We start from the raw sequence: 24,936 nt of genomic DNA, 5'->3' as shown, positions 1-24,936 counted from the left end.
AGGATTTTTTTATTTGTAATTTTTTAAGAATTACAATTCTTTAAAAATTGCATGCATCATTCTTTTTTTATCGTTAATGCTTTCTTCTAAAGCAATCATAGTCTCAGTTCTATTTACACCAGGAATATCATCAATCTTGTAAATAATATCTTTAGCATCATTAGTACCTTTTGCTCTTACTTTACAGAAAATATTGTATTTACCTGCAGTAACGTAAGCTACAGTAACATTAGGAATTTTACGTAGATCTTGTATTACATTTTGTGTCATAGATGTTTTTTCTAAAAACACACCTACATGTGCTATAAAAGAATAGCCCATTTTCTCATAATTTAAAGTTAATGTAGAACCTTGAATAATACCCTCATCTTCCATTTTTTTAACACGAACATGAATTGTTCCTGCAGAAACTAAAAGTTGTTTTGCGATATCTGTAAAAGGTGTTCTTGCATTTTCGATTAAAATGTCTAAGATCTGATGATCAATTTCGTCTAAAATAAATTTTTTCATATTTTACGCATTATTCAATTTACTTGACAAATTTATGAATTAAATTTATTTAAACAAGTAATAAATTGATAAATACTTAAACTATTTTATCGTTAAAGGTGATTTCTTTGTGCCCTAACTTAGATTCTAAACTATTTTCGTCTACTTTGTTTAATTTTGATACAAACTTGCCTTCTATAATTTTATCTTCATATTGATAAGCTACATCTTTTTTACAGTCTGAGTACCTATGAATAACATCAAAAAATAATTTATCATTATTAGGAATATCAAAATAAGGCTCATAATTTCTAAAACTAGAAGAGTTGGCAATATGATGTAATCCTTGAAGTATAGCGTAAAAAGTATATTTTCTAGTTTCTTCTCGGTCATAATCATCTGGGTAATGGCCAGATTCAATTAAAATAGTATTGTGTCCTAATTTCTGAAAGTTATCTCCTGTAGCAGTCGGATAAAACTCGTCTGTATAACGACCTACAAAATTAGGTATGCAATTTTGAAGCAATACATTCATAGATACAATAACATCCATAGTTTCAATTCTACCTTTGGTTAACGCTCTAGTTACCTCTTCAGATGGTGCTAAAAAAGAAATGGTTGCAGGATTTTTTGTACCTTCTACATTAAAAATAGTTCTTTGGTCATGTAAATTGAAACCGAATTGAGGGTTAACGTCATCTAAAATAGCTCTTAGAAGTTTACTTTCTTTAGCAATTTTAGCTACTGCATCTCTATTTAAATCTACATTATGTGCATTAACTCTTGTATAAACCTCTGCTCCGTCAGGATTTAACATTGGTATAAATATTAAAGTACATTCTTCTAAGATTTTACCAAATACAAGATTGTCATCATTTAAAAAACAATTAAATAGGTCAAATAATGCTCTAGTACCTGTACTTTCATTTCCGTGCATTTGAGACCACAATAGTATTTTTTTTGAACCTCTTCCAATTTTTAGTTGATGTATAGGTCTTTCTTCTTCAGAGGTGCCTATTTGAGAAACTTCAAATTTAGCGTTGTATTTAGGTAAAATAGGAGCTATATCATGGTATCTAATCCATTTACCATAAAGTGTATTCTCTTTATAATGTTTATAAAGTTCTTTTAAAAAATCTATTTCTAAAGTATTCATTGTTTATAAAAATATTTTTCAAAATTAGGGTATTTACAATTGTCATCAAACTAAAATAGTGTAATTGTCTTTTGTAAACTAGTTACAAATGTAAATTTCTAAAACAATTAAGTTTTATACTTTTGTAAACACCTTAAAAATCTACTATTTACAAACGTCAAACGTGTTGTTTTGTTATAAGTTTAATCTATGTAAAATAATTAAATTACTGTATTTTATGTATTTATAGTAAATTATATAAAGTTTTAATTTAATTTAAAATTTATATTTTTAAAATATTATTAGATTGTGTTTTGATGTAAAATTCAGTTTGATTACATTTGTATAAAGTTTAAAAGTTACAATGGTAAACATACCTGAATTTACAATACGTCTTAAAAAAGTAATGGAAATCCATCAATTATCAGCTTCTATGTTTGCAGATAAAATTGGGGTACAGCGTTCTAGTATTTCTCATGTGCTTTCTGGACGAAATAAACCAAGTTTAGATTTTGTATTAAAGGTAACTGAGGCGTTTCAAGATGTAGATATGTATTGGCTGTTGAATGGGAAAGGAAACTACCCTAAAAAACTAAATGCACAAATAAAACCAACTTCTACTCCATCCTTATTTAAAAATGATAGCAACAATACTACAGTTGCTAAGAAAATACAACGAATTGTAGTTTTTTATGATGATGGTACTTTTGATGAGTATATGAAATAGATTAAGATATAAACTTTGGGTTTTAAATCCCTATATAAACAAGTTTAAAACGTTATAATTAAATCTTTTTACAAAATTTTGCAAACGAGATGAGTTTTTTACGAATGATGATGGTAAAATTTGTATTTAACTTCAAAAAAGTTAGGCTTTAAAAGTAGTTTTCGATACATTTTTCAGGAATCAAATAAGAAAAATTGATATTTTAATACTATTTTAATGTGTTGTGCATTGATAAAATTCTGTCGATTAGAGTAAATTATTGAAAGAAAGAAATAAAATATGTAACGACAAAAAGAATTTTTACTTTTAAGATAGTTCTCTATGCAACTTTTCGTACCTCAAAATCACTCGAACTAAAAATTGCATTTAATTTTTTTCGAAGATGCACAAGTCATTTTAAATTAGAACTAACAAAAGGTTCGTTCTTATAACAACTTAGCCATACCTTCTTTTATTATAGCTATATTTCTAATATTAATCGGCTTGTTCTTTTTTTCCTGAGTTTTTATCATTGAACGCATCAGGTTAATCATTACTTTATCAAAATTAAAACCTTTAAACTGTTTTCCTTTTTCAACCATATCATCTACTATGTTTTGTATGGCTTCAGTATTATCACTTTTAGCAATTAAATTGTAAGCTTTTTGATAAATCGCTTTTGTATTATCGTCTCCAATTAAATACATGCCCGATAATACGCTTTTTGCTATAAAAGGTAACTCTTCTATATTGTTTTCTTCAATAAAAATTCGAGTTAATGGAGTAGCTAAGATTTGACGTACCTCATCTGGCAATTCTTTAGATTTTTGAATAGCCCGTTGCTTGTCTACATAATACATTGCAACCAATGCTTTACCTAAGACAGAGTACGATTTACTTTCTAATGCTTTTGCAAAAATGGGTGCTAACTCAGGGTCTGTTAATTTTCCTAAAGTTTCAATAGCTGCAGCTTGAACCATGGTTTTACTGTCATTATTTGCAATTTGCATAATTTTTTGAATAGTAGATTTTTTAGAAAATTTATTTATCAAATCTATATTTTGTAATGCTAAAATTCTAATTTTATAAGAGGTATCTTGCAAAGCACTTGCAACAGCATTAAAGGCATTTTTGTCATCTTGTTTTTTTACAATTTCTAGTAAAGCCTCTCTTCTATGCTTGTATGCTACAGCATTTTTTAATTGAAAAATATAATCACTTAAAACTTTATTGGTGTTAATATTGGCCAATAAAACAGCATCTGCGTTAACTTGGATAAAATCTGGAAGTTTTGAATATGGAAATGTAAAAGAAGCATCTCTACCCTCTACAAAAACTTGATGTCTTGTACGTTTTCCTTCTTCAAAAATATCAAGCGTAAACGGAAATTGAAATTCGTTAGCTTGTATTTGTAAGATATTAACCGTTACTTTTTTCTGAATAGTATTGTAATCATAAGAAATAGTAATATCTGGATGTCCGGCATTGTAAAACCATTGGTTAAAAAACCAGTTTAGATCTTTACCTGTAATTTCTTCAAAAATTAATCGTAATTGATGTACTTCTGCAGTTTTGTATTGATATCTTGTAAGATATGTTTTTAATCCTTCAAAAAAAGCTTTGTCTCCCAAATAATTCCTTAACATGTGTAATATGGCTCCACCTTTATTGTAGCTCACCAAATCAAACATATCTTCTTTATCGGCATAATCAAAACGAACCAAACTTTTATCTGCGCTTTGTCCGTTTTTATAATTTTCAATATTCTCATACATGTGCATGTTAGCTTCTAGCTTACCATGCTTGTGTTCTTGCCATAAATACTCACTATAATTGGCAAAAGATTCATTTAACGTTAAGTTAGCCCAACTTTCTGTGGTCACTAAATTACCAAACCAATGATGAAACAACTCATGAGCAATGGTGTTTTCTTGCACGTTTTCATCAATCAATTGCCCTGGATTTTGGTATGCTTTTTCAGAATGAATTACAGCAGTTGTGTTTTCCATAGCTCCAGAAACATAATCTCTAACTACCATTTGACTGTATTTACTCCAAGGATACTCTACTCCTAAAAGATTAGAAAAGAAATCCATCATTTCTGGTGTATCTCCAAAAATATTTTTAGCATATTGGGCATATTTTGGTTCTACATAATATTCTATAGGAATATTTTTGTAATTGTCTTTTATAATTTGAAACTCTCCAACTCCCATAAAAACTAAGTATGGAGCATGTTTTTGATCCATTTTCCAATAATCTGTTCTATTTAGTCCTTTTTTAGTTTGACTAACTAATGTTCCGTTAGAAAGCGTCACAAATTTATCTGGAACTGTAATGTAGATTTCTTGAGTTGTTTTTTGATTGGGTGCATCTAATGTAGGAAACCAAGCGCTATTGGCTTGGGTTTCTCCTTGTGTCCATATTTGGGTTGGCTTATTTTTATCTATTCCTTTAGGATTGATAAAGTACAAACCCTTAGCATCTGTAATGGCTAAACTTCCATTGTCTTTTACTTTATTTGGTCTTGCTGTATATTTTATATAAATGGTAAACTCTTCTCCTCGTTTGTATTCTTTTGGTAAATTTATGGTGAGTACAAAATCGTCGTAATTATAATCTAATTTATTTTGATTCATTGTAACTTCATGAATCAACATCGATTTGGCATCTAATTCTAATATTTTTGTAGCATAAAAATGAGGTGTAACAGTTACCCAAGCTTCACCATTCATGGTTTCTTCTGCAAAGTTAAAATCGACTTTTAATTTTGTATGTAGTAAATTGTGTATTTTTTCTCTTTCTGCTCTGTATGTATTTGAATTTTGAGAAAAAACAGAAAAACTGATACTAAAAATTAAAAAAAAGAATAATTGTAAGAATCTCATATATCGTTTTTATCGAGCATCAAAAATAACAAAATTACATGATGATGCTGTTAATGAGCAGTTAAATCCAAAAAACATACCAAAAATAAAAAAGCTGCAATTTCAATAAAAATTACAGCTTTTACTAACTACTAAAAATAAATATTATTTTTCTTTAAAAATGGCGCTAAATTGCGATAAGTTTAGTTGATCACCATCTACTTTTATATTATTCATCATTTCCATGATTTTTGCAGGATTCATATTGTCTCCCAACAATCTTGCAACTCCTACACCTGCTTGTTTACCATAACCAAAAGCTATAATTTCATCAATAGCCTCTGTATCTCCTGTATAGTACAAATTCACATTCACCCCTTTAGCTCTCATAGTCATTAAACTTTTGTAATCTTTATTGTCTTTAAAGATAGTTTTCAATTGACTTTTTTCAGCTAAGTAGGCCTCTTCATTTCCTTTTATAGGTAAAGCAACAACGTTTATCTTTCTAATGCTTTCTAAGGTTTCTTTTATTTCATTAGAAACATCATCAGATTTTAACTGTAAAAAACTGGTGGGTATATCTAGAGAGATAAATCCTTTCTTTTCTTGACTTTCTACTAAATAGCTTTGTAATGATTTTTTGTTTTTACACGAAGTTATCGTTACGGTTAATAGTAGTAAAGCAACTATTTTTATAGTGTTTTTCATCTGTTATTTTTCTTTAGTGAATGTGTCTGCAATCTTAGACATTTTATTAATATCTATATTACCTGTTAAAGAGACAATTACGGAGTCTACATTTTCTTTAGTTTTTTTATTAATACCTTTTACAAACATTAAAACCTCACTAACATAATCTTTGTTACTTGTAGATTTTACGTAGATTTTAACTCGAGAATCATCGTCTTTTACACGCATTAATTCTGTTAAATTTTTCTGTTTGATTAAATTTTTAACCATACCATCCATTTTGTCTGCGATTGTACTATTATCAGTAGAAAAAACTTTTAATTCATTTAAATCTTGAATCATCTGAAAAACTTCCATAGTTTCATTTCCTTCTACCTTTATGTTTTTAAATTTAGACAACATCTCAAAGGCATCTTTGGTAACAACTACCACATCTACCCCATCCATATCTTCTAAATCATCAAAAAAAGACTGTGCGTTGGTTATCATCGGGACAACCACTAACGCTATTAAAATTGCTATTTTTTTCATAATTTCTGTGTTTACTTGGTTTTACTAATTTTACTTGGTTTATTTTAATATCTTATTTACCGTGTTTTCGTAAGTATACAATTGTGCTACTGCATTTTCTCCTTTTCTAAGGTTTGAAGACAATAACCCTAAGCCTTTACTTACTTGAGCATAAATTCTTTCTGCTTCTTTTCTTTCTTGTTGTTTATTATATTGTTGTTTTCCAACAAATACACTAAATAGAAGTACTAAAGACGCTGCTACAGATAACCATTTAAAGTTTCTACGATTAGATTTCTTAGGTGCTAACCTAATGGTTTTTGTATATGTTTCTTGTTTTGTACTTTTAAAATATGTAAACATATACTTGTATTCTTGCAAGTGTGGTGCCACATTACCTCCTGTAAAATAGTTTTTTAAGGTTGCTTCTTCTTGCAAAGAAGTTTCTGCGTTTAAATATTTTTCTACTAATTTTTCTATGTTAGCTAACTCCATAGTTATGTTTTTTTATAAGTTCTTCTCGTATTGTCTTTCTTGCTCTAGATAATGCTACTCTTACTGCAGTCGGTTTCATATCTACCATTTTACAAATTTCATCCAAATCATACTGTTCAATATCTCTTAATTGAATAATTATTTTTTGGCTTTCTGGTAAGTTTTCTATCAATTGGTGTACTTGGTTTACACTATCTCTATGTTCTACTTTTTTATCTAAAGAGGTTTCTTTTTCTTTATAATTGCTATGAACCAATGTTAAATTACTTGCTTGTTTACTTTTTAAACGATCGTAGCAATAGTTTTTTGTCATAGTCATTGCAAATGCCTCTACATTTTTATAATCAGCTATTTTTTCTTTGCTTCTCCATAATTTAAAGTACAACTCTTGTGTGGCATCTTCTGCTTCTTCTGTAGAAACTAAGAGTCTTTTTGCTAAACGAAAGACTTTATCTTTAAATGGTAAAACAACTTTTAAAAAGTCTGATTGATTCATTGTTTTGGCTTAATTATTGATGTAAAGATTAAATAAATTTAGTTAAATTTTATCGGGTTTACATCTTTACGACGAGCAACAATTTAATTTGTTACAAGAAACTTAAAATTTAATACTAATTCTATTTATATTGCGTTTGAATTGGCGTATTATTAGACAAAATACAATGAAAAAAAACTTTTATATCCTTTATTGTGTAACAACTATATTCATTTTTAATAGTTGTGAAAAAGCTTTTGAAATTCCTGATGATGTAATAGTAAAAGATTTTGTTTGGAAAGGTATGAATGCTTATTATTTGTATCAAAATCAAATAGAAGATTTATCTGATAGACGCTTTAGTTCTGATCAGGAGTTAAATAGTTACCTAAGGACATTCTCTAATCCATTTGATTTATTTGACAATTTGCTAATCTCTGATGATAATAAATCTAGATTAATTGAAGATTACACCATCTTAGGCGAACCTGAGTTATTAATGGAAAAAGGCTTTCAATTTGGAGCTATAATAGAACCAGGTACAACAGATAATGTAATTTGTTATGTACTTTATACCTTACCTGGTTCTGATGCTGAAGCAAGTGGTTTACAAAGAGGTGATTTTTTTAATGCTGTTAATGGGACTCAATTAATGAGAACCAATTTTGAAGAATTGTTAATTACTAATACAGACTCTGAATTTGAACTGACAATGGTAGATTTTGATGGTACTTTAGTTAGGCCTACAGGTAGCTCTCTTACAATTGCAAACCAAACTTTGATTGCACCATCTATATTCATGGAAAAAATTATTACTCAAGGTTCAGAAGATATTGGATATTTGATGTTTAATAACGAATTTTCAAAGGTATACCTTAATGATATCAATCAAACTATTTTAAATTTTGATAATCAAGCAATCACCAAATTAGTTTTAGATCTAAGATATAGCGCTAGTGGTGGAACTTTTGCTAGAAATATTGCAAAATTAGGAACGATGTTTACAGGTAAATCTTCAGAAGAGACCTTTATTAAAGAACAGTGGAATACCAAAGCACAACCTTGGTTTGAAATAAATCAACCTGACTCTTTAGTAACTAAATTTCCTGAAAATTTAAATGTTACAACTCCTTTAAATAGCGTTGCATTAACAGATATTTATATTGTTTTAAATAATACTAATTTTTCAGGCTCTTCTGCTATTGAATTGCTCATTAATAGTCTAAATCCTCATCTTAATGTTCATATTATAGGGAATCAAACAGAGGGAAATAATACAGGATCTATAACATTATACAACTCTGTAGATTATGATTTTGCATTCAGAAATGACACCCATACATTTGCTTTACAACCCGTAGTGTTAACTTTTTTGAACACAAACGACCTAGGTTATAGTAGGGGATTTGCACCTACATTAGATTTATGTAATAATGAAGATATTTTAAATTTAGGAGATTTGGGAGAATCGTCAGATCCAATTTTAAATCGTATTTTAGAATTTATTTCTATTGGAAATACAACAAATTCAAATTGTAATTCTGATGATTATGAGCATATTTTTAACTCTAGGTCTTTAGGAGCAAACTCAGTGATGTTTATAGAACAAAATTTACCTAATACATTATAATATATTAATAAATTATGAAACATTTTTTTAAAACAACGTTACTATTATTTTTAGCTGTAGCAACTTTTTACTCTTGTGGTAGCAAAGAAACTGAAGATATTATTGAAGAAGTTGAAGAGGGCTTTGTAGCTACTATAGATGATGAAATAAACTTCTTTATTTGGAGAGGTTTAAATACATTTTATTTATGGCAAGAGGATGTACCAGATTTATCTGATGATAAATTTAGAGTTGATGAAAATACTATCAATTTAACAGATTTATATAGATTTTTTAGAAAATATAATAGCCCAGAACAAACATTTGATGGTTTGTTATACAGGAAAGGAGATATAGACCGTTTCTCATGGATTGTAGACGATTTTGTTGCCTTAGAAAATTCGTTTCAAGGAATCTCCACAAGCAATGGTATGGAATTTGGTTTGGTGCAAAATAGAGATGGAAGTAATAATGTTTTTGGATATGTACGCTATGTAGTAGCAAATTCTAGTGCAGCAGAAAACGGAGTTAGTAGAGGTATGTATTTTAATACCGTTAATGGTACAAACATTACAACTACAAATTTTAGAGACTTATTGTTTGGTTCTGCAACTTCTTATACTATTGGTTTGGCAGATTACAATCGAGGTAACCCTACTAGTAACGGTAATTCTATAAATTTAACAAAAACAGAATTACAAGAAAATCCGGTAGCTGTAGCAGAAACATTAAATGAAGGTGGTAAAAAAATTGGATATTTAATGTACAATCAATTTTCAGCTAGTTTTGATAGTCAAATGAACGCAGCATTTGCAAAATTTAAAGCAGATAATGTAAATGAATTAATTGTAGATTTAAGGTACAATGGTGGTGGTTCTGTAAGATCTGCAGTTTATTTGGGTAGTATGATTACAGGTCAATTTAACGGTCAAGTATATTCTAGACAAAGATGGAATTCTAAGGTAACTGCAGAATTTAGTGCAGAGTCATTTATTGATAATTTTACAGATAGAATTAGAAATACCGACGGTGATGGAAATGTAATTGTAGATGAAAGTATAAACAGTTTAAATTTAGAAAAAGTATATTTTATTGTTTCAGATAATACTGCATCTGCATCTGAACTAGTTATAAATGCTCTAAACGCATATATAGATGTTAGTATTGTAGGTACAACTACCGTAGGTAAACAAGTTGGATCTATTACGTTATATGATTCTGAAGATTTACAAAGAAACGGTAACAGGTTAAATACAAAACATGCCTATGCAATGCAACCTCTTGTTTTAGAAATCGTAAATAAAAACAATGAAAATGATATTGATGGATATACACCTGTTGTAGATATTCCGGGCGTAGAAATTACCGAAGATTTTGGAAATTTAGGGCAATTGGGTAGTACATCTGATCCCCTACTGAATGCTACAGTTAATTTGATAACAAATAGTGCAAAAGGAAATATTGAAACTAAAAATAACATTCGTTTAAAAGAACTGTACAATTCTGCCATAGCTAAACCTATGAAAGACAATATGTACATAGACCTTGGAGACTTACAATTAAAATAAATCTATTTGATTAGATTGCAAAGAAGAATCACTGTTATTGGGTAACGTTAAGTCTAGATTAAACTCAGAATTTAATTTTTTGATAAAATGTGTTGCTAATAATGGTGATTCTTTTTCTATGTTTTGATGTATAAAAAAATGTACATTTTGTAAACCCGCATCAATCCATTCTTTTAGTTTGTGTATCCAGTTTTCTAATCTATTATAATCTGTAGGATGATTAGCTCCTACATATCTAACAAACGCTTCGTTATTGGTTAGTCTCATATGCATCATATCTCTTCTACCTGCAGTATCTACTAAAACATTAGCAATATTATTTTCTTCAAGTAATTGACAAAAATCTTCTGTAATAGCTGCATCTGCAAACCAATCTTTATGTCTAACTTCTACAGCAAGTGGTGTTTCTTTTGGCCAACTTTCTACAAAATTTTGTAGTTTTTCAAAATTTTTAGGACCAAAATTGGCATGCAATTGTAAAAATATAGTTCCTAATTTTTGTTGAAGATTGCTAAAGTTGTACAAATAAGAATTTACAACATCCTCTACTCCGTTTAGTCTTTTCCAATGACTAATTTCTTGCCCTAGTTTTGGAAAAAACTTAAAGTTTTCTGGTGTTTTTAAACGCCATTTTTCAAATTGTTCTGCCGGAAAATTTCTGTAAAAAGTTGCATTAAGTTCTATACTGTTAAATTGTTTTGCATAATAGGCCAATTCATCTTTTGTACCTCTAGGATAAAACCCCTTTAAATCTGCTCTATTCCATTTTGCACATCCTACATAAATAGATGGTTTTTTTGTTGCCTTAAAATTGTTCAACAACGTAAGAGTATCTTTATGTGTTTTAGGTAATGTAAAGTCAATTTGTTCTGGGTTGTCTACTTTTCCGAATTTCATATATAAAAATTGAAAGTTATTTTTTATGATGTAATACTGCAGGCAAACAAGTTTAGCCCTGATTGGAATGGCATCCTTTTTTTGTAAAAAAAAAGATATAATGGAAAGCAGGAAATAGCTTCATTAAGATTTTAATTTTAAGTCCTCTATATCTTCTACACCATTTTCTATCTCTTGGTCCGTTAATACATCTGGTCTAAATTCACTCATCAATTGTTCTTGCTTAGATTTGGCATATTTGTAGCCAGATTTCCACCATTTTCTCATAAGATGTTTGTCAAACACCAAAGAATTTGTGGTTAAAACAGTAGGTGTATAATATAAGTTTAGTTTGATGTCTTTGTTAGATGCAGCCAGTTTACCAATAGTTATATTGTGTCTTTCTACATGAGTTAACATAAAGTTAAAGACGTCAAATAGTAACGAAAACGGATTTTTAGCAGGCAATCTGTTAAACTGTGTAACTTCTGTTTCTAGAATAATTGCGTCAATCTCTGTAGCCCCTCTAAGTATGGCTTCTCTAATGGGTACCAAAGACCCAAAACCACCATCTGCATATTGTTGTTTGTTTTTTTCTAACAAACTCATAAAAGGTACGTAGTTGCATGAGCCCCAAATCCAGTCACAAAAATCTTCATAATTATTTTCTTTATTAGATTTGTATTCTATTTGGTTAGAAGTTAAGTTAGAAACTGTTACCACAATTTCTTTATCATTTGCACAAATTTCTTTGTACATTTCTTTGGTAATTTTTCGTTTTATTAAACTTTGTAGGTTTTTACTTTCCCCAAAAGTTTTTCGTCCGTTTAAAAAATTCCAAAGTGTATTTAAGTGTCTTATACTAACTACTTTTTCTCCTGCAACGTGTCTTATTTTAAAGGGATTATTGCTGAAAATTGTTTTTTGATTTACATTGGTATATAAATCTTTCAATTCATCTAGCATATCTAATGCTAAATGAGATACCATTAAACTTCCGGTAGAAGTTCCTAAAAACAAATCGTATTTTTTTTGTTCTTTTTTCATTAAGTATTCTGCAACTCCACCAGCAAATGCCCCTTTGCTTCCTCCACCAGAAATTACCAACGCTTTTTTCATAATCTACAAATGATTTGTTTACTTTAGTCGTATAAAAATATCAAAAATGAAAAGAATAATCACCTTTATTTTTGTTTTCCTGTCTTTTATTACTTGTAAAAGAAAAAATCTACCAAGAAAAATTGATAAGGTTACTATTCAAAAGTTTCAATTAGACAGTGTTAGCATTCGTGCTATTCATGTGGTTGACAAAGATAAAGTTATCTATGCAGGGTCTAATGGAGTTCTTGGTTTTTTAAATACTAAAAAATCACCAAAGTTTTCTGAAATACCTATTAAATTTCAAGATAGTATAGTACCAAATTTTAGAAGTATAGCCTCTAATGGTAAGGCTATTTTTGCAATGAGTATTGCAAATCCTGCCTTATTATACAAGATAACTAATGGTAAGTATACATTGGTTTATAAAGAAGAAAATAAGAAAGTTTTTTATGATGCCATACAATTTTATGATGATAATATTCATGGTATTGCAGTTGGAGACCCCACAGAAGACTGTCCTTCCATTATAGTAACCAATAATGGTGGTACTTCATGGAAAAAGCTTTCTTGTAAAAATTTACCAAAATTTGAAGAAGGTGAAGCTTTTTTTGCTGCAAGTAATACCAACATCAAAATTATAGACAATACTGTTTGGATTGCTTCTGGCGGAAACAAAGCACGTATTTTAAAATCTACAGATTACGGAAACACATGGCAAGTTTTTACAACACCTATTATTCAAGGTAATGGCCCCCAAGGTATTTATTCTATAGACTTTGCTAATATAAATAACGGAATTGCAATTGGTGGAGATTATTCAAAACCTCTAGAAAATAAAGCAAATAAAGCCATTACTAATGATGGAGGAAAAACATGGTTATTAGTTGCTAACCAACAAGAGCCTAATTATAAGAGTTGTGTACAATATGTACCTAATACAGATGGACAAGAAATTTTTGCTGTTGGTAAAACAGGGGTTTCATTTTCTAATGATGCAGGAAAAACTTGGAAAGAAGTGGCTACAGATGACTATTATACAATTCAATTTGTAGATAAAAATACAGCTTGGTTAGCAGGAAATGAGAAAATTGGTAAAATGGTTTTAAAATAATGCGTAAAATTTACCTACTATCTAGCATATTATTGTTTTTATCTTGTGTTAAACAGTCTGAATTAAGTAAAGAATTTAACTGTAAACCATCTATAATTAATGATTTAGAGACTATTTATGATGTAAGAAATGTTTTTTCTATTACTTTACCTAATACTTGGAAAACAAACTTATATGAAGACGTTTACCAATCTTCAATATTTTCTGCAGATACTACAAAACAACTTACAGAAACCTACCTGATTGATGTTAGCTATATTAAAAATAACATCCAATTTAATGATTTGTTTAAACTAAAAATAGAACAAGAAAATTTGAGCAAGAAACTGGTGCAAATAAAATCTAAAGAACTTAAATTGATTGATAAGCCTTCGTATTTGTCATTATATAAAGGAAAAAAATCTAATGTAATGTATCAAAAAATGCTAGTATATATAAAACTTAATAACACAAATTTTATATTAGCAAAAGCAGAAGTCTACGGAGATTCTTTAGTTGAAGAAAGACTTTGTAAAGCATTACAAATTATAGAAAACATAAAAACACATCAGTAATGATTGATAAACAACATATTACAAACAGATTTATAAAATACGTAACTATAGATACAGAATCAGACCCTAATAACCCTGCATTTCCAAGTACAGAAAAACAATGGAATTTAGCTAAGATTTTAGTTAAAGAGTTACAAGAAATAGGTATGCAAGATATAGATTTAGATGATAACTGTTACATCATGGCAACTTTACCTAGTAATGTAGCCTATGAGGTACCAATTATTGGTTTTGTGGCGCATATAGATACCAGTCCTGATTTTACAGGTAAAGATGTAAAACCTCAAATTATAGAAAATTATCAAGGAAATGATATTATTTTAAATAAAGAAAAAAATATTATTTTATCTCCAGATTATTTTGAAGACTTAGTGCAATACAAAGGTCAAACATTAATAACAACAGATGGCACCACTCTTTTAGGTGCTGATGATAAAGCAGGAATAACAGAAATTGTAACTGCAATGGAGCATCTTATAAAACACCCTGAAATTAAACACGGAAAAATAAGAATTTGTTTTACTCCTGATGAAGAAGTTGGTAAAGGTGCACATTTATTTGATGTAGAAAAGTTTGGTGCAGCTTGGGCTTATACTATGGATGGTAGCCAAATAGGGGAATTAGAATATGAAAACTTTAATGCTGCAAGTGCTAAAGTTACCATTAAAGGTAAAATTGTACACCCTGGTTATGCTAAAGGAAAAATGATTAATGCTATGTTAATTGCCAACGATTATATAGCTGCTCTTCCTGCTGAGGAAACACCAGAAAAAACAGAAGGTTATGAAGGTTTTTTTCATTTACATAATATCTCAGGGAATGTAGAAGAAACAGTATTAGATTATATTATTAGAGATCATGATTTTGACATATTTGAAAAACGCAAATATCTAATGCAAAAAATAGCGTTTGATTTTAATAAATCTATAGAAAATGAAATTATTAGTGTAGAAATTAAGGATCAATACTTTAATATGAAAGAGAAAATTACACCAGTAATGCATATTGTAGATCTTGTAGAAGAAGTTATGAATGAGAAAGGAATTACCCCGTTAATAAAACCTATTAGAGGAGGAACAGATGGTTCTCAATTATCATTTAAAGGATTACCTTGTCCTAATATATTTGCAGGAGGTCATAATTTTCATGGTCGTTTTGAGTACGTACCTGTAGAGTCTATGATAAAAGCAACGGAAGTAATTATAGGGATAGCAGAAAAAGTGTCTAAAAACTACGCATAAAAAAAGTCTCCAGTAAACTGGAGACTGACTATCATAGCTTATGCTATTTTAATAAACTCATTAATAATAAAGCCCCTAATCTTCATTAAAAAATAATGTTTACATTACAAACGTAATAAAATTTATTTTATTATTACTATAAAATGTTAAAATAATTCAGGATTTTTACCTTTTATACCTTTAAAAAAATCTTGAAATACTCTAAAATCATTCTCTTTATTAGAAGTAATATAGTATGGTTCAGAAATACTAACTTTCTTGTTTTCAAAATCTAAAGAAACCATCAATATGGGTACATTTGCGCCTTTTGCTATATAATAAAATCCAGTTTTCCACTGTGCTACTTTTTTTCGAGTTCCTTCTGGTGAAAGTGCTAATCTAAACTCCTCTCTAGTTTCAAAGAGTTTTATAATTACTTCAACTACATTATTGCTTTGAGATCTATCTACAGGGGTTCCTCCTAATTTTCTAAAAATAAAACCAAAAGGGCTTTTAAATAAACTTGCCTTTCCTATAAAATGAATCATAGTTTCTAAACTCAACCTGACTAAAATTGCTATAGGAAAATCCATCCAACTTGTATGTGGAGCAGCAATAACAACATATTTTTTAAGGTGTTTAGGAAAATTATTTTCAATTTTCCAACCTAAAATGGTGTGCAATATGAATTTTGAGATACGTTTCATTTTTAAATTGATAATTGTTCACAAAATCCATGTAATAAGGTTTTATGTTGTATTTTAAAGTGATAAATTTAAACACTTAAAATGATATAATGACAGAATTGATTACATACTTTATAATTGCTATAATTTTTGGTGCTATAGGATTGTTTGTTGGTAAATTAGTAAGCAAACTTTCTGCAGAAAAAGAAAAAGCTACTTTAGAAGAGCGTACAGTATTATTGCAACAATCTAAAGCAGTTTTAGAGAATAATGCAATTGAATTGCAAAAAGAACTCAAAAACAATCAGCAACAGAAAGAACAACTGATAACTATAAACACAAGGCAAGAAGCTGAACTTAAAAATTTACAACAAAAATTAAATGATAATAAAGAGGAAGTAGAAAAACTTCAAGATAAATTTACAAAAGAGTTTGAAAATCTAGCCAATAAGATTTTAGATGAAAAATCGACAAAATTTACCCAACAAAATAAAGAAAATTTAAAAACTATTTTAAATCCGCTACAAGAAAAAATAAAGGTTTTTGAAGATAAAGTAGATAAAACACACAAAGAAAGTATTGATTATCATGCCGCTTTACGTCAGCAAATTTTAGGATTAAAAGAACTCAACCAACAAATGAGTAAAGAAACCCTAAACCTTACCAAAGCGTTGAAGGGTGATAATAAACTACAGGGTAACTGGGGTGAATTAGTTTTAGAAAGAGTTTTAGAAAAATCTGGTTTAGAGAAAGATAGAGAGTATTATGTACAGCAAAGCTTTACTAATGATGAAGGTAAACGTATACTACCAGACGTTGTCATTCATTTGCCAGATAATAAAAAAATGATTGTAGATTCTAAAGTTTCACTAACTGCATACGAACAGTATATCAATGAAGAAGACGAAACTTTACAAACACAATTTTTAAAAGAACATGTAGCTTCTTTAAACAGGCATGTAATACAATTGTCAGAAAAGAAATATGAAGATATTTATAAAATAGAATCTCCAGATTTTGTGCTTTTATTTATTCCTATAGAACCTGCCTTTGCAGTGGCATTAAATTTTGATAATAATCTTTACAACAAAGCTTTTGAAAAAAATATTGTTATTGTAACTCCTTCTACCCTATTAGCAACTTTACGTACCATAGATTCTATGTGGAATAACGAAAAGCAACAACGTAATGCTTTAGAAATAGCTAGACAAGCTGGTGCATTATATGATAAGTTTGATGGTCTTTTAAAAGATTTAATTGGTGTTGGTAAAAAAATTGATGCCTCTAAAGCAGATTATAATGCTGCTATGAATAAATTATTTGAAGGTAGAGGAAACTTAATTACGAGTGTAGAAAAACTAAAAAAAATGGGGGCAAAAGCTAAAAAAGCCCTTCCTGAAAAAATCTTAGAAAGAGCAAAAGATCAAGATTGACATATCTTTTGAGTTAATATTTACTTTGATATTGCTAAAGACAACTCTGTCTTACGCATACCTTTGTCGTAGAACAAGTTATATATATTTATAGAAAATCTTTTCTATCTGCCATACTATTATTATAAATGAATGTATGCGTAGCTATATATAACATAATAAAAAACAAACATGGCTAAGAATACACAGAGAGACAGTGCAGAAAATGTGACCAAAGGAAATGCTGAAGATAAGCAAGATTGGAATTTACATCCTTTAAAAGGAACCGTAAAGGAAGGTTACAAAGACAACGATGCTAACAAAAATAGAATGAATGGTGTAGATAAAGAAGAACTGCAAAAGCAAGTTCATTCTGCTACTGATAATTCAAATAAAAAAATTGCAGATAAAATTCAGAATGAGGAAAAATAAATAAAGATATATTAATTAAAAAAACGAAAATTATGAATACAGACACTAAAGAAGGAATTTGGAAACAGATTAAAGGAGAATTCAAAGAACGATATGGAGATGCTACTAATGACGACTCTATAGAACAAAGAGGAAAAGTAGATCAGTTTATAGGAGAAATGCAAGAAAAATATGGTAAAACCAAAGATGAAATTGCAAACAAAATAAAAAATTGGTAATACAGAAACTTAAATTACACAAAACGCATCAAATTATTGATGCGTTTTTTCTTTATATTTATGTACTAAATTACCAACTGTTAACCCTTGTACAATAATAGAGAAAACAACGACAACATAGGTAATTACCAAAATTAAATCTCTGTTCATTTCTGATGTTAAACTTAAAGCTAAGGCAATAGAAATTCCACCTCGTAAACCTCCCCAAGTCATAATTAAATTAGTTTTAGGTACAAATTCTAATTTTTCTTTAAAAAGATGAATCGGTAAAAACAAAGAAATATACCTGCAAACCAATACGATTGGTATGGCAAGACAACCAGCCAAAATGTATTTGCCATCTAAAACTAAAATTAGCATTTCCATACCTATCAATACAAACAAAATTGCATTCAATAGTATGTCTAACAATTCCCAAAATTTATCAACATATCTTTCCGTTATTTCAGACATAGATGAAGCCCTGACACGATCATTTCCAATAATTAAACCTGCTGTTACCATGGCTAAAGGTGCAGACAAATGTAGTTTTTGGGCTATTACAGTCCCCCCCATAACAGCAGCCAAAGTAATGATTACTTCAATATCATAATCGTTTATAGATTTCATTAATCGATATGAAATCCAGCCCAAAACAAGTCCTAATACAATTCCCCCAAAAACTTCTTGACCAAAAAGTTGTATTACATCTAGCACGCTTGTATTTGAAACACCAGACTTTGCTATTTGAAAAATAGTTAAAAATACCACAACTCCTACTCCATCGTTAAATAAAGATTCTCCTACAATTTTTGTTTCTAACTTTTTAGGCACACCAGCTTTTTTTAAAATTCCTAGTACTGCTATAGGATCTGTAGGAGAAATTAACGCTCCAAATAACAAACAGTAAATAAAGTCTATAGTAAAATTAAAAAGTTGTAATATAAAAAACATCATACCTCCTACTAAAAACGTAGATGTTAACACACCTAGTGTAGAGAATAACAAAATTGGCCATCGTTGAATTTTTAACTGCTCAAAATTTGTGTGTAATGCGCCTGCAAAAAGTAAAAAACTAAGCATTTCATCTAAAAGCAAGGTTTTAAAATCAATATTAGCGATAATAGATTTTTCTAGATTTAGTAAAGTTGGGTCAACATAACTTAGTAGTAAAACACCTAATGTAAAAATGATCGTAATAATCATTAAACCTATAGTATTAGGCATTTTTAAAAACTTTATATTGATGTACCCAAAAATGGCAGCTAAAAAAATTAGAATTGTAGCAATAACGTAAGTATCCATTATAGTATGTTAATTGAATTTTAAAGATAAAAAAAGCATCAAGATAACTTGATGCTTTTTAACTATATTTTTTAGAAGTTTATAATTTACATTACAAACAATCTTCTTGCACTCATCATTTCAGATACTCTTTCTGCTATTTCATGCAATGCTTCTTCATTTTCTGCATTTTTAATAGCTTCATCAATAAAATTAACAACTTGTACCATATCTTCTTCTTTTAAACCACGAGTAGTAATTGCTGCAGTACCAACACGAATTCCAGAAGTTACAAAAGGAGATTTATCATCAAAAGGAACCATGTTTTTGTTTACAGTAATATCTGCTTTACCCAATGCAATTTCTGCATCTTTTCCAGAAATGTCTTTGTTACGTAAATCAATTAGCATACAGTGGTTGTCTGTTCCGCCAGAAATTAAGTTATAACCTTTGTCTACAAACTCCTCTGCCATTTTAGCGGCATTCTTTTTTACTTGAATTTGATATTGTAGAAACTCATCAGTCAAAGCTTCTCCAAAAGCAATAGCCTTTGCTGCAATAACGTGCTCTAAAGGACCTCCTTGATTACCTGGAAAAACTGCTGAATTTAACAACATAGACATTTTTTTTGGTTTACCACTCTTTAGTGTTTCTCCAAAAGGATTGTCAAAATCTTCTCCCATCATTATCAAACCACCTCTAGGACCACGTAATGTTTTATGTGTTGTAGTGGTTACAATATGACAGTGTGGTAAAGGATCATTTAAAATACCTTTAGCAATCATACCAGAAGGATGAGAAATATCCGCCATTAAAATAGCGCCAACACTATCGGCTATGACTCTAAAACGCTCAAAATCGATGTCTCTAGAGTAAGCAGATGCACCAGCAATAATTAATTGAGGTTTTTCTGCAGTTGCTATTTCTTGAATTTTATCATAATTTAAAATTCCAGTTTCTTTTTCTACACCGTAAAAGACAGGGTTGTATAATTTACCTGAAAAATTAACAGGAGATCCATGTGTTAAGTGTCCTCCATGAGATAAATCGAAACCTAAAATTTTATCACCAGGTTTTAAACAAGCTGCAAAAACAGCTGTATTTGCTTGAGAGCCAGAGTGCGGTTGAACGTTTACATATGCTGCACCAAATAACTCTTTAGCTCTATCTATAGCAATTTGCTCAACAATATCTACCACTTCACATCCTCCATAGTATCTTTTACCAGGATAACCTTCAGCATATTTATTGGTTAAAATAGAGCCTTGTGCTCTCATTACCTGATCACTTACAAAGTTCTCAGAAGCAATTAATTCTAGACCATTTAGTTGTCTTTCTTTTTCTTCCTCTATTAAGTCAAAAATTTGATTGTCAAGTTGCATTATTGTTGTGTTTTATAAAAGTACAAAAATAACAAAAAACTAAGGTGTAAAAAAACAAGTTTTGTAGATATTTTTAAAAAGCTACTATCTAAAAACAATCCAAATTAAACATCTGTTAAAATTACTGTTTTCACTTATTTTTTATCTTTAAATGAAAAAAAAATATGTAGGTTTGATAAAAATAAAATTCAATAAAATGAAAATAACAGCAAATAATCCTAACCGTAAATCTTGGTTAAAAGTGGATGAAAACTCAGATTTTCCAATCCAAAACATTCCTTTTGGTGTGTTTATTACTAGGGATGATATTATTACTATTGGAAGCAGAATTGGAGACTATGCCATAGATTTAGGTGCTTTTCATCAGTTGGGCTATTTTGAGGGTATTCCGTTAACAGATGACATTTTTTTGCAGGATAATTTGAATGATTTTATTGCAGACGGACGCAAAACATGGCGCTTGGTTCGTAATAGAATTGCTGAAGTTTTTGATGTGAAAAATGGAAGTTTACGAGATAATGCAGCTCATAAAGATAAGATTATTTTTAGGATGGATGAAATTGAAATGTTATTGCCCGTTGCTGTAGGAGATTATACAGATTTTTACGCTAGTAAAGAACATGCTACAAACGTAGGGTCTTTATTTAGAGATCCAAAAAACGCTTTATTGCCAAATTGGTTGCACATACCCGTAGGTTATCATGGTAGAAGTTCTTCTATTATTCCTTCTGGTACTCCAATTAGAAGACCTTATGGACAAACAAAACCTGAAGAAGGAAGTAATAGCCCTGGTTTTGGACCAAGCAAATTATTAGATTTTGAATTGGAAATGGCATTTATTACAACAGATGCAAATGTTTTAGGAGAAAGAATTCCTATAGAAGAAACAGAAGAGTATATATTTGGTTTGGTACAATTAAATGATTGGTCTGCAAGAGACATACAAGCTTGGGAATACGTTCCTTTAGGACCATTTTTAGGTAAGAATTTTGCCTCAACGATTTCTCCTTGGATTGTTACTTTAGATGCTTTAGAGCCTTTTAGAGTAGACAACCCAAAACAAGAACACGAACCGTTACCCTATTTAAAACAAGAAGGGAAAGGAAGTTATGATATTCATTTACAAGTTGCCATTAAACCTGAAAATGCAAAAGAAACTGTTGTAGCCAATTCTAACTTTAAATATATGTATTGGACAATGATGCAACAATTAGCACATCACACTGTAAATGGTTGTCCTGTTGAAGCTGGAGATATGATGGGGTCTGGAACTATTTCTGGACCAACAAAAGATAGTTTTGGCTCTATGTTAGAATTGACATGGAAAGGACAAAACCCAATCATGATGAGCGATGGAACCAAACGAAAGTTTATTAACGATAATGATACTGTAGTTATGCGTGCACATTGTAAAAATGATAAAGTACGTATTGGCTTTGGAGAATGTGTAGGTAAAATATTGCCTGCGAAATAGAATATATAATTTTAAAAAAAACCTCAAGATTCTATTGAGGTTTTTTATACCAACAATTTAATATTTATCATTCTTTTTTAAAATAATATAAAAATATAAGGAATTTTCCTCATTAATAAACAGTATTTCACCTTAAAATTTTTGTGACATTTTTTTGAATTTAGCATAAATAAATTTAAACAAATATATCATGAAAATCAGAAACTACTTTTTCGTTATTTTTTTTCTTATACTGATCTCGTGTCAACAACCCAATACCTGTTTATCATTATCAGGAAATCCTATAGATGTTCAAATCTCAGAGTTTTGTGCTAATTCTTTATGTGCACAAAATAGAGCTACATTAACATTACCCAATGGTTTTCCCAATGGTTTTAATGTTGGAACTGACACTTATTTTGTTTACGAACAACTTTCACCATCAACACCATTAGGAACTTTTGTTTATAATGGTGTTAATCAGTTAGGTCAACCTTATTTTAGTTGGTGTTTTAATACACCGGGAGCAATTCAGGCATTTTACATAAAATTTGGTTTTGCAGGGGGGGCAACCAGTTGTCAGTCTCAACAATTTGGTTGGCCAACATCGTCAAATTATTTAAATAGTAATCTAGAAGTATATCTTACAGAAAATAATGATTTAAATACAATTACAGATTCCACAAAACATAGATTGTGTTTTGGAGATGTTACAGATCCAGTATTAGATATTAGAAAGTCAGACAATATATTGAATTATAGGTTAGAATATAGACCTGTTTTCTCAAATGGAACCTTAGGGTCAACAACTACCAAATATTTTCAATATACCAATTCTAGTTCTGATGGTTTAGTTAGGCTTAGTGATGAGTTTACTATTACACCTCCAACTAATACAAACCGAATAAGTAAATTTAAGTTAAAAGTAATTGCCGATAAATGCGATGGAAGCTCTGTAAGCGAAACGTTCGACGTTTCTATAGATATCAAATGCACAACAAATTCTGGAATGCAACTCCCATATAAAAATTAAAAATAATCAAAATAATAAATGTACTTGTTAAAGCGCTTTAAAATTGTTATTCATCCAAAGGTGGATGCCCAAATATTTTCTCAAAGTCTCTATCAAAATTATTTCTAAGATATGTATGTAATTTTTTACGATAGTCGTCTTTTAACCAAGTAACGAAGTTATGGGTACTTTTAGAAATACATTTTGCGTATCTGTTGATTCTGTCGTCTATTTCTTCACCTAATTTTTTAGAAAGAATTAAAGCATCAAATACATCTTCGCTGTTTTCTATACACATTTTTGCATGGTGTTCTATAGATTTCTCCAATACACGTTTAGAAGATTCTCCCGCTCTAATAGTGTCTATATACACTTTTTTCATATCAAAATAAGTGTCTTCAGACTTTGCAAATTCTTTTTTTACATCTGCGGGTAGTTCGTAACGAAAAGTGCTTTCAATTTCTTCATCAGAAAGTATAGCGTTTAGATAATAATCTGGCGCTCTAAACATTTTTTGCCAATCTAAATCTGCACCCCAAGGTCCAAATCTGTAAAAATTATTTCCTAAATCTATAACATCAAACGTACTTTTATTTCCAAAAATACGAGAACCACGCCCAATCATCTGGTAGTATAAGGTTAACGATTTTGTTGCTCTATTCAATATTATAGCTTCTATACTAGGCTCATCAAAACCAGTGGTTAAGATACTTACAGATGTAATAATTGCATTTGGTGTTTTATGAAACCAACGTAAAATTAACTCGCGTTCTTTTTTAGTATTGGTATTGTCTAAATGTGCAATAGGATATCCTGCCTTTTTAAAGGCATGAAAAACTTGAATAGAGGTATGTATACCATTGTTAAAAATTAAAGTCTTTTTTCCTTTAGCAGTTTCTTCATATGCAGAAACTAATTTAGACAACATGTCTGAATTGGTATATAAATCTTCTGATGATTTTACAGTATAATCTCCATTAGCACCTACCTCTAAAGAAGTTAAACCTACATTGTAAGAGTACATGTTGGCCTTGGCTAAATAACCACTATCTATTAAATCTTGAATGGATTCTCCTACAAACAGCTCTTGATAGTTCTCATACATAGGTAATTTTATGTTAGAGCTTAAAGGAGTTGCTGTAACACCTAGAATAAAAGAGTTGTTAAAAAACTTAAATATTTTTGTAAAAGAATTGTAATGTGCTTCATCTACAATTACCAAACCTATGTCTGAAATATCTAATTTATCATCATTTAGGCGGTTTTTTAGCGTTTCTACCATAGCCACAAAACAGTCAAAATCATGCTGATCATCTAATTTTGCGGTCGAATTTATAATCTTATTTGTAACGCCAAACTCACCAAGCATTCTAGAAGTCTGCTTACTTAATTCTATTCTATGCGTTAAGACTAAAACTTTCTTTTTAAAAGTTTCTAAATAACGTCTAACAATTTCAGAAAAGATTACTGTTTTACCACCACCGGTAGGCAATTGATACAGCAAATGGTAATCTGCTGGGGCAGTTTCAAAGCGCTTAAAAATTTCATGAAGCGCATCTTTTTGATAACCGTATAATTCTTTACCTGTTGTAGTGTTTGTCGTATTTGTATCTGCCAAGAGCATAAAAATTTAAGACACAAAAATACGATTTAAATAAGGTTTTATGCAAGT

General features: G+C 29.6%; 24 protein-coding genes. 11 read left to right on the top strand and 13 right to left on the bottom strand.

The window, feature by feature from the left end:
- Positions 1-30: 30 nt before the first annotated feature.
- Together DUT90_RS07430 and DUT90_RS07425 are read right to left on the bottom strand one after the other, a co-directional pair.
- Entirely contained in the window at positions 31-510 is a 480-nt protein-coding gene (locus DUT90_RS07430; protein WP_114426532.1) for an Lrp/AsnC family transcriptional regulator, read from the bottom strand.
- A gap of 76 nt (positions 511-586) precedes the next feature.
- Complete coding sequence (locus DUT90_RS07425; RefSeq protein ID WP_114426531.1) at positions 587-1,645, bottom strand: M14 family zinc carboxypeptidase; 1,059 nt, start codon at positions 1,643-1,645, stop codon at positions 587-589.
- Between the two features lie 343 nt (positions 1,646-1,988).
- Between DUT90_RS07425 and DUT90_RS07420 the strand changes: the two genes are divergently transcribed.
- Entirely contained in the window at positions 1,989-2,351 is a 363-nt protein-coding gene (locus tag DUT90_RS07420) for a helix-turn-helix domain-containing protein (RefSeq protein WP_114426530.1), read from the top strand.
- Between the two features lie 425 nt (positions 2,352-2,776).
- Here DUT90_RS07420 and DUT90_RS07415 read toward each other — a convergent pair whose 3' ends face one another.
- The 5 genes from DUT90_RS07415 to DUT90_RS07395 form a co-directional block, all read right to left on the bottom strand.
- The gene (locus DUT90_RS07415) at positions 2,777-5,218 is read right to left on the bottom strand and encodes a M1 family metallopeptidase (RefSeq protein ID WP_114426529.1); all 2,442 of its coding nucleotides are present in this window, start codon (positions 5,216-5,218) and stop codon (positions 2,777-2,779) included.
- Between the two features lie 144 nt (positions 5,219-5,362).
- A complete protein-coding gene (locus tag DUT90_RS07410; protein WP_114426528.1) occupies positions 5,363-5,905 on the bottom strand; it encodes a DUF4252 domain-containing protein in 543 nt (180 codons plus the stop codon).
- A gap of 3 nt (positions 5,906-5,908) precedes the next feature.
- The gene (locus DUT90_RS07405; RefSeq protein ID WP_114426527.1) at positions 5,909-6,418 is read right to left on the bottom strand and encodes a DUF4252 domain-containing protein; all 510 of its coding nucleotides are present in this window, start codon (positions 6,416-6,418) and stop codon (positions 5,909-5,911) included.
- Between the two features lie 39 nt (positions 6,419-6,457).
- On the bottom strand, positions 6,458-6,892 hold the full coding sequence (locus DUT90_RS07400) for a hypothetical protein (protein WP_114426526.1): 435 nt from the start codon (positions 6,890-6,892) through the stop codon (positions 6,458-6,460).
- Positions 6,879-7,388 (bottom strand): RNA polymerase sigma factor, encoded by a 510-nt coding sequence (locus tag DUT90_RS07395; RefSeq protein WP_114426525.1) that lies wholly within the window; start codon positions 7,386-7,388, stop codon positions 6,879-6,881. Before DUT90_RS07395 ends, DUT90_RS07400 begins: the two co-directional genes overlap by 14 nt.
- A 166-nt stretch (positions 7,389-7,554) precedes the next feature.
- On the opposite strand from DUT90_RS07395, the gene DUT90_RS07390 reads away from it, so the two are divergent.
- Complete coding sequence (locus DUT90_RS07390; RefSeq protein ID WP_114426524.1) at positions 7,555-8,997, top strand: hypothetical protein; 1,443 nt, start codon at positions 7,555-7,557, stop codon at positions 8,995-8,997.
- Positions 8,998-9,011: 14 nt separating this feature from the next.
- A complete protein-coding gene (locus tag DUT90_RS07385) occupies positions 9,012-10,544 on the top strand; it encodes a S41 family peptidase (protein WP_114426523.1) in 1,533 nt (510 codons plus the stop codon).
- On the opposite strand, the gene DUT90_RS07380 is transcribed toward DUT90_RS07385, so the two are convergent.
- Both DUT90_RS07380 and DUT90_RS07375 read right to left on the bottom strand, forming a co-directional pair.
- Positions 10,536-11,441: a DUF72 domain-containing protein gene (locus tag DUT90_RS07380; RefSeq protein WP_114426522.1), complete on the bottom strand. Its 906-nt coding sequence runs from the start codon at positions 11,439-11,441 to the stop codon at positions 10,536-10,538. The genes DUT90_RS07385 and DUT90_RS07380 overlap by 9 nt on opposite strands.
- 123 nt (positions 11,442-11,564) lie before the next feature.
- A complete protein-coding gene (locus DUT90_RS07375) occupies positions 11,565-12,539 on the bottom strand; it encodes a patatin family protein (protein WP_114426521.1) in 975 nt (324 codons plus the stop codon).
- Between the two features lie 46 nt (positions 12,540-12,585).
- On the opposite strand from DUT90_RS07375, the gene DUT90_RS07370 reads away from it, so the two are divergent.
- Genes DUT90_RS07370 through pepT form a run of 3 tightly spaced genes read left to right on the top strand, consistent with a single transcriptional unit; the run spans position 12,586 to position 15,427 of the window.
- On the top strand, positions 12,586-13,632 hold the full coding sequence (locus DUT90_RS07370) for an oxidoreductase (RefSeq protein ID WP_114426520.1): 1,047 nt from the start codon (positions 12,586-12,588) through the stop codon (positions 13,630-13,632).
- On the top strand, positions 13,632-14,186 hold the full coding sequence (locus DUT90_RS07365; protein ID WP_114426519.1) for a hypothetical protein: 555 nt from the start codon (positions 13,632-13,634) through the stop codon (positions 14,184-14,186). The genes DUT90_RS07370 and DUT90_RS07365 overlap by 1 nt, the downstream gene beginning before the upstream one ends.
- On the top strand, positions 14,186-15,427 hold the full coding sequence (gene pepT / locus DUT90_RS07360) for a peptidase T (RefSeq protein WP_114426518.1): 1,242 nt from the start codon (positions 14,186-14,188) through the stop codon (positions 15,425-15,427). The genes DUT90_RS07365 and pepT overlap by 1 nt, the downstream gene beginning before the upstream one ends.
- 146 nt (positions 15,428-15,573) lie before the next feature.
- On the opposite strand, the gene DUT90_RS07355 is transcribed toward pepT, so the two are convergent.
- Positions 15,574-16,113, bottom strand: coding sequence for a 1-acyl-sn-glycerol-3-phosphate acyltransferase (locus DUT90_RS07355; RefSeq protein WP_114426517.1), 540 nt, complete (start codon positions 16,111-16,113; stop codon positions 15,574-15,576).
- Between the two features lie 89 nt (positions 16,114-16,202).
- On the opposite strand from DUT90_RS07355, the gene rmuC reads away from it, so the two are divergent.
- The 3 genes from rmuC to DUT90_RS07340 all read left to right on the top strand — a co-directional run bounded on the left by rmuC (position 16,203) and on the right by DUT90_RS07340 (position 18,154).
- A complete protein-coding gene (rmuC, locus tag DUT90_RS07350; RefSeq protein ID WP_114426516.1) occupies positions 16,203-17,525 on the top strand; it encodes a DNA recombination protein RmuC in 1,323 nt (440 codons plus the stop codon).
- Positions 17,526-17,696: 171 nt separating this feature from the next.
- Positions 17,697-17,936, top strand: coding sequence for a hypothetical protein (locus tag DUT90_RS07345; RefSeq protein WP_114426515.1), 240 nt, complete (start codon positions 17,697-17,699; stop codon positions 17,934-17,936).
- A 32-nt stretch (positions 17,937-17,968) separates the two neighbouring features.
- Positions 17,969-18,154 carry a CsbD family protein gene (locus tag DUT90_RS07340; protein ID WP_114426514.1) on the top strand — a complete coding sequence of 62 codons (186 nt, stop codon included), beginning with the start codon at positions 17,969-17,971 and terminating at the stop codon, positions 18,152-18,154.
- Between the two features lie 33 nt (positions 18,155-18,187).
- Here the strand turns inward: DUT90_RS07340 and DUT90_RS07335 are convergent, their stop codons facing one another.
- Together DUT90_RS07335 and glyA are read right to left on the bottom strand one after the other, a co-directional pair.
- Positions 18,188-19,438: a sodium:proton antiporter gene (locus DUT90_RS07335; protein ID WP_114426513.1), complete on the bottom strand. Its 1,251-nt coding sequence runs from the start codon at positions 19,436-19,438 to the stop codon at positions 18,188-18,190.
- A gap of 86 nt (positions 19,439-19,524) precedes the next feature.
- Positions 19,525-20,799 (bottom strand): serine hydroxymethyltransferase, encoded by a 1,275-nt coding sequence (glyA, locus tag DUT90_RS07330; RefSeq protein ID WP_114426512.1) that lies wholly within the window; start codon positions 20,797-20,799, stop codon positions 19,525-19,527.
- Between the two features lie 196 nt (positions 20,800-20,995).
- Here glyA and fahA point away from each other — a divergent pair, with 196 nt between their 5' ends.
- Both fahA and DUT90_RS07320 read left to right on the top strand, forming a co-directional pair.
- Positions 20,996-22,273 carry a fumarylacetoacetase gene (gene fahA, locus DUT90_RS07325; RefSeq protein WP_114426867.1) on the top strand — a complete coding sequence of 426 codons (1,278 nt, stop codon included), beginning with the start codon at positions 20,996-20,998 and terminating at the stop codon, positions 22,271-22,273.
- Positions 22,274-22,463: 190 nt separating this feature from the next.
- A complete protein-coding gene (locus DUT90_RS07320) occupies positions 22,464-23,285 on the top strand; it encodes a hypothetical protein (RefSeq protein WP_114426511.1) in 822 nt (273 codons plus the stop codon).
- 46 nt (positions 23,286-23,331) lie between these two features.
- Here the strand turns inward: DUT90_RS07320 and DUT90_RS07315 are convergent, their stop codons facing one another.
- Positions 23,332-24,882 carry a DEAD/DEAH box helicase gene (locus tag DUT90_RS07315; RefSeq protein WP_114426866.1) on the bottom strand — a complete coding sequence of 517 codons (1,551 nt, stop codon included), beginning with the start codon at positions 24,880-24,882 and terminating at the stop codon, positions 23,332-23,334.
- Positions 24,883-24,936: the final 54 nt, after the last annotated feature.

Source organism: Polaribacter sp. WD7 (assembly GCF_003335085.1).
Classification (GTDB): Bacteria; Bacteroidota; Bacteroidia; order Flavobacteriales; family Flavobacteriaceae; genus Polaribacter.
Note: the sequence above shows the minus strand (reverse complement) of the source record. Positions and strands in the feature narration are given on the sequence as shown.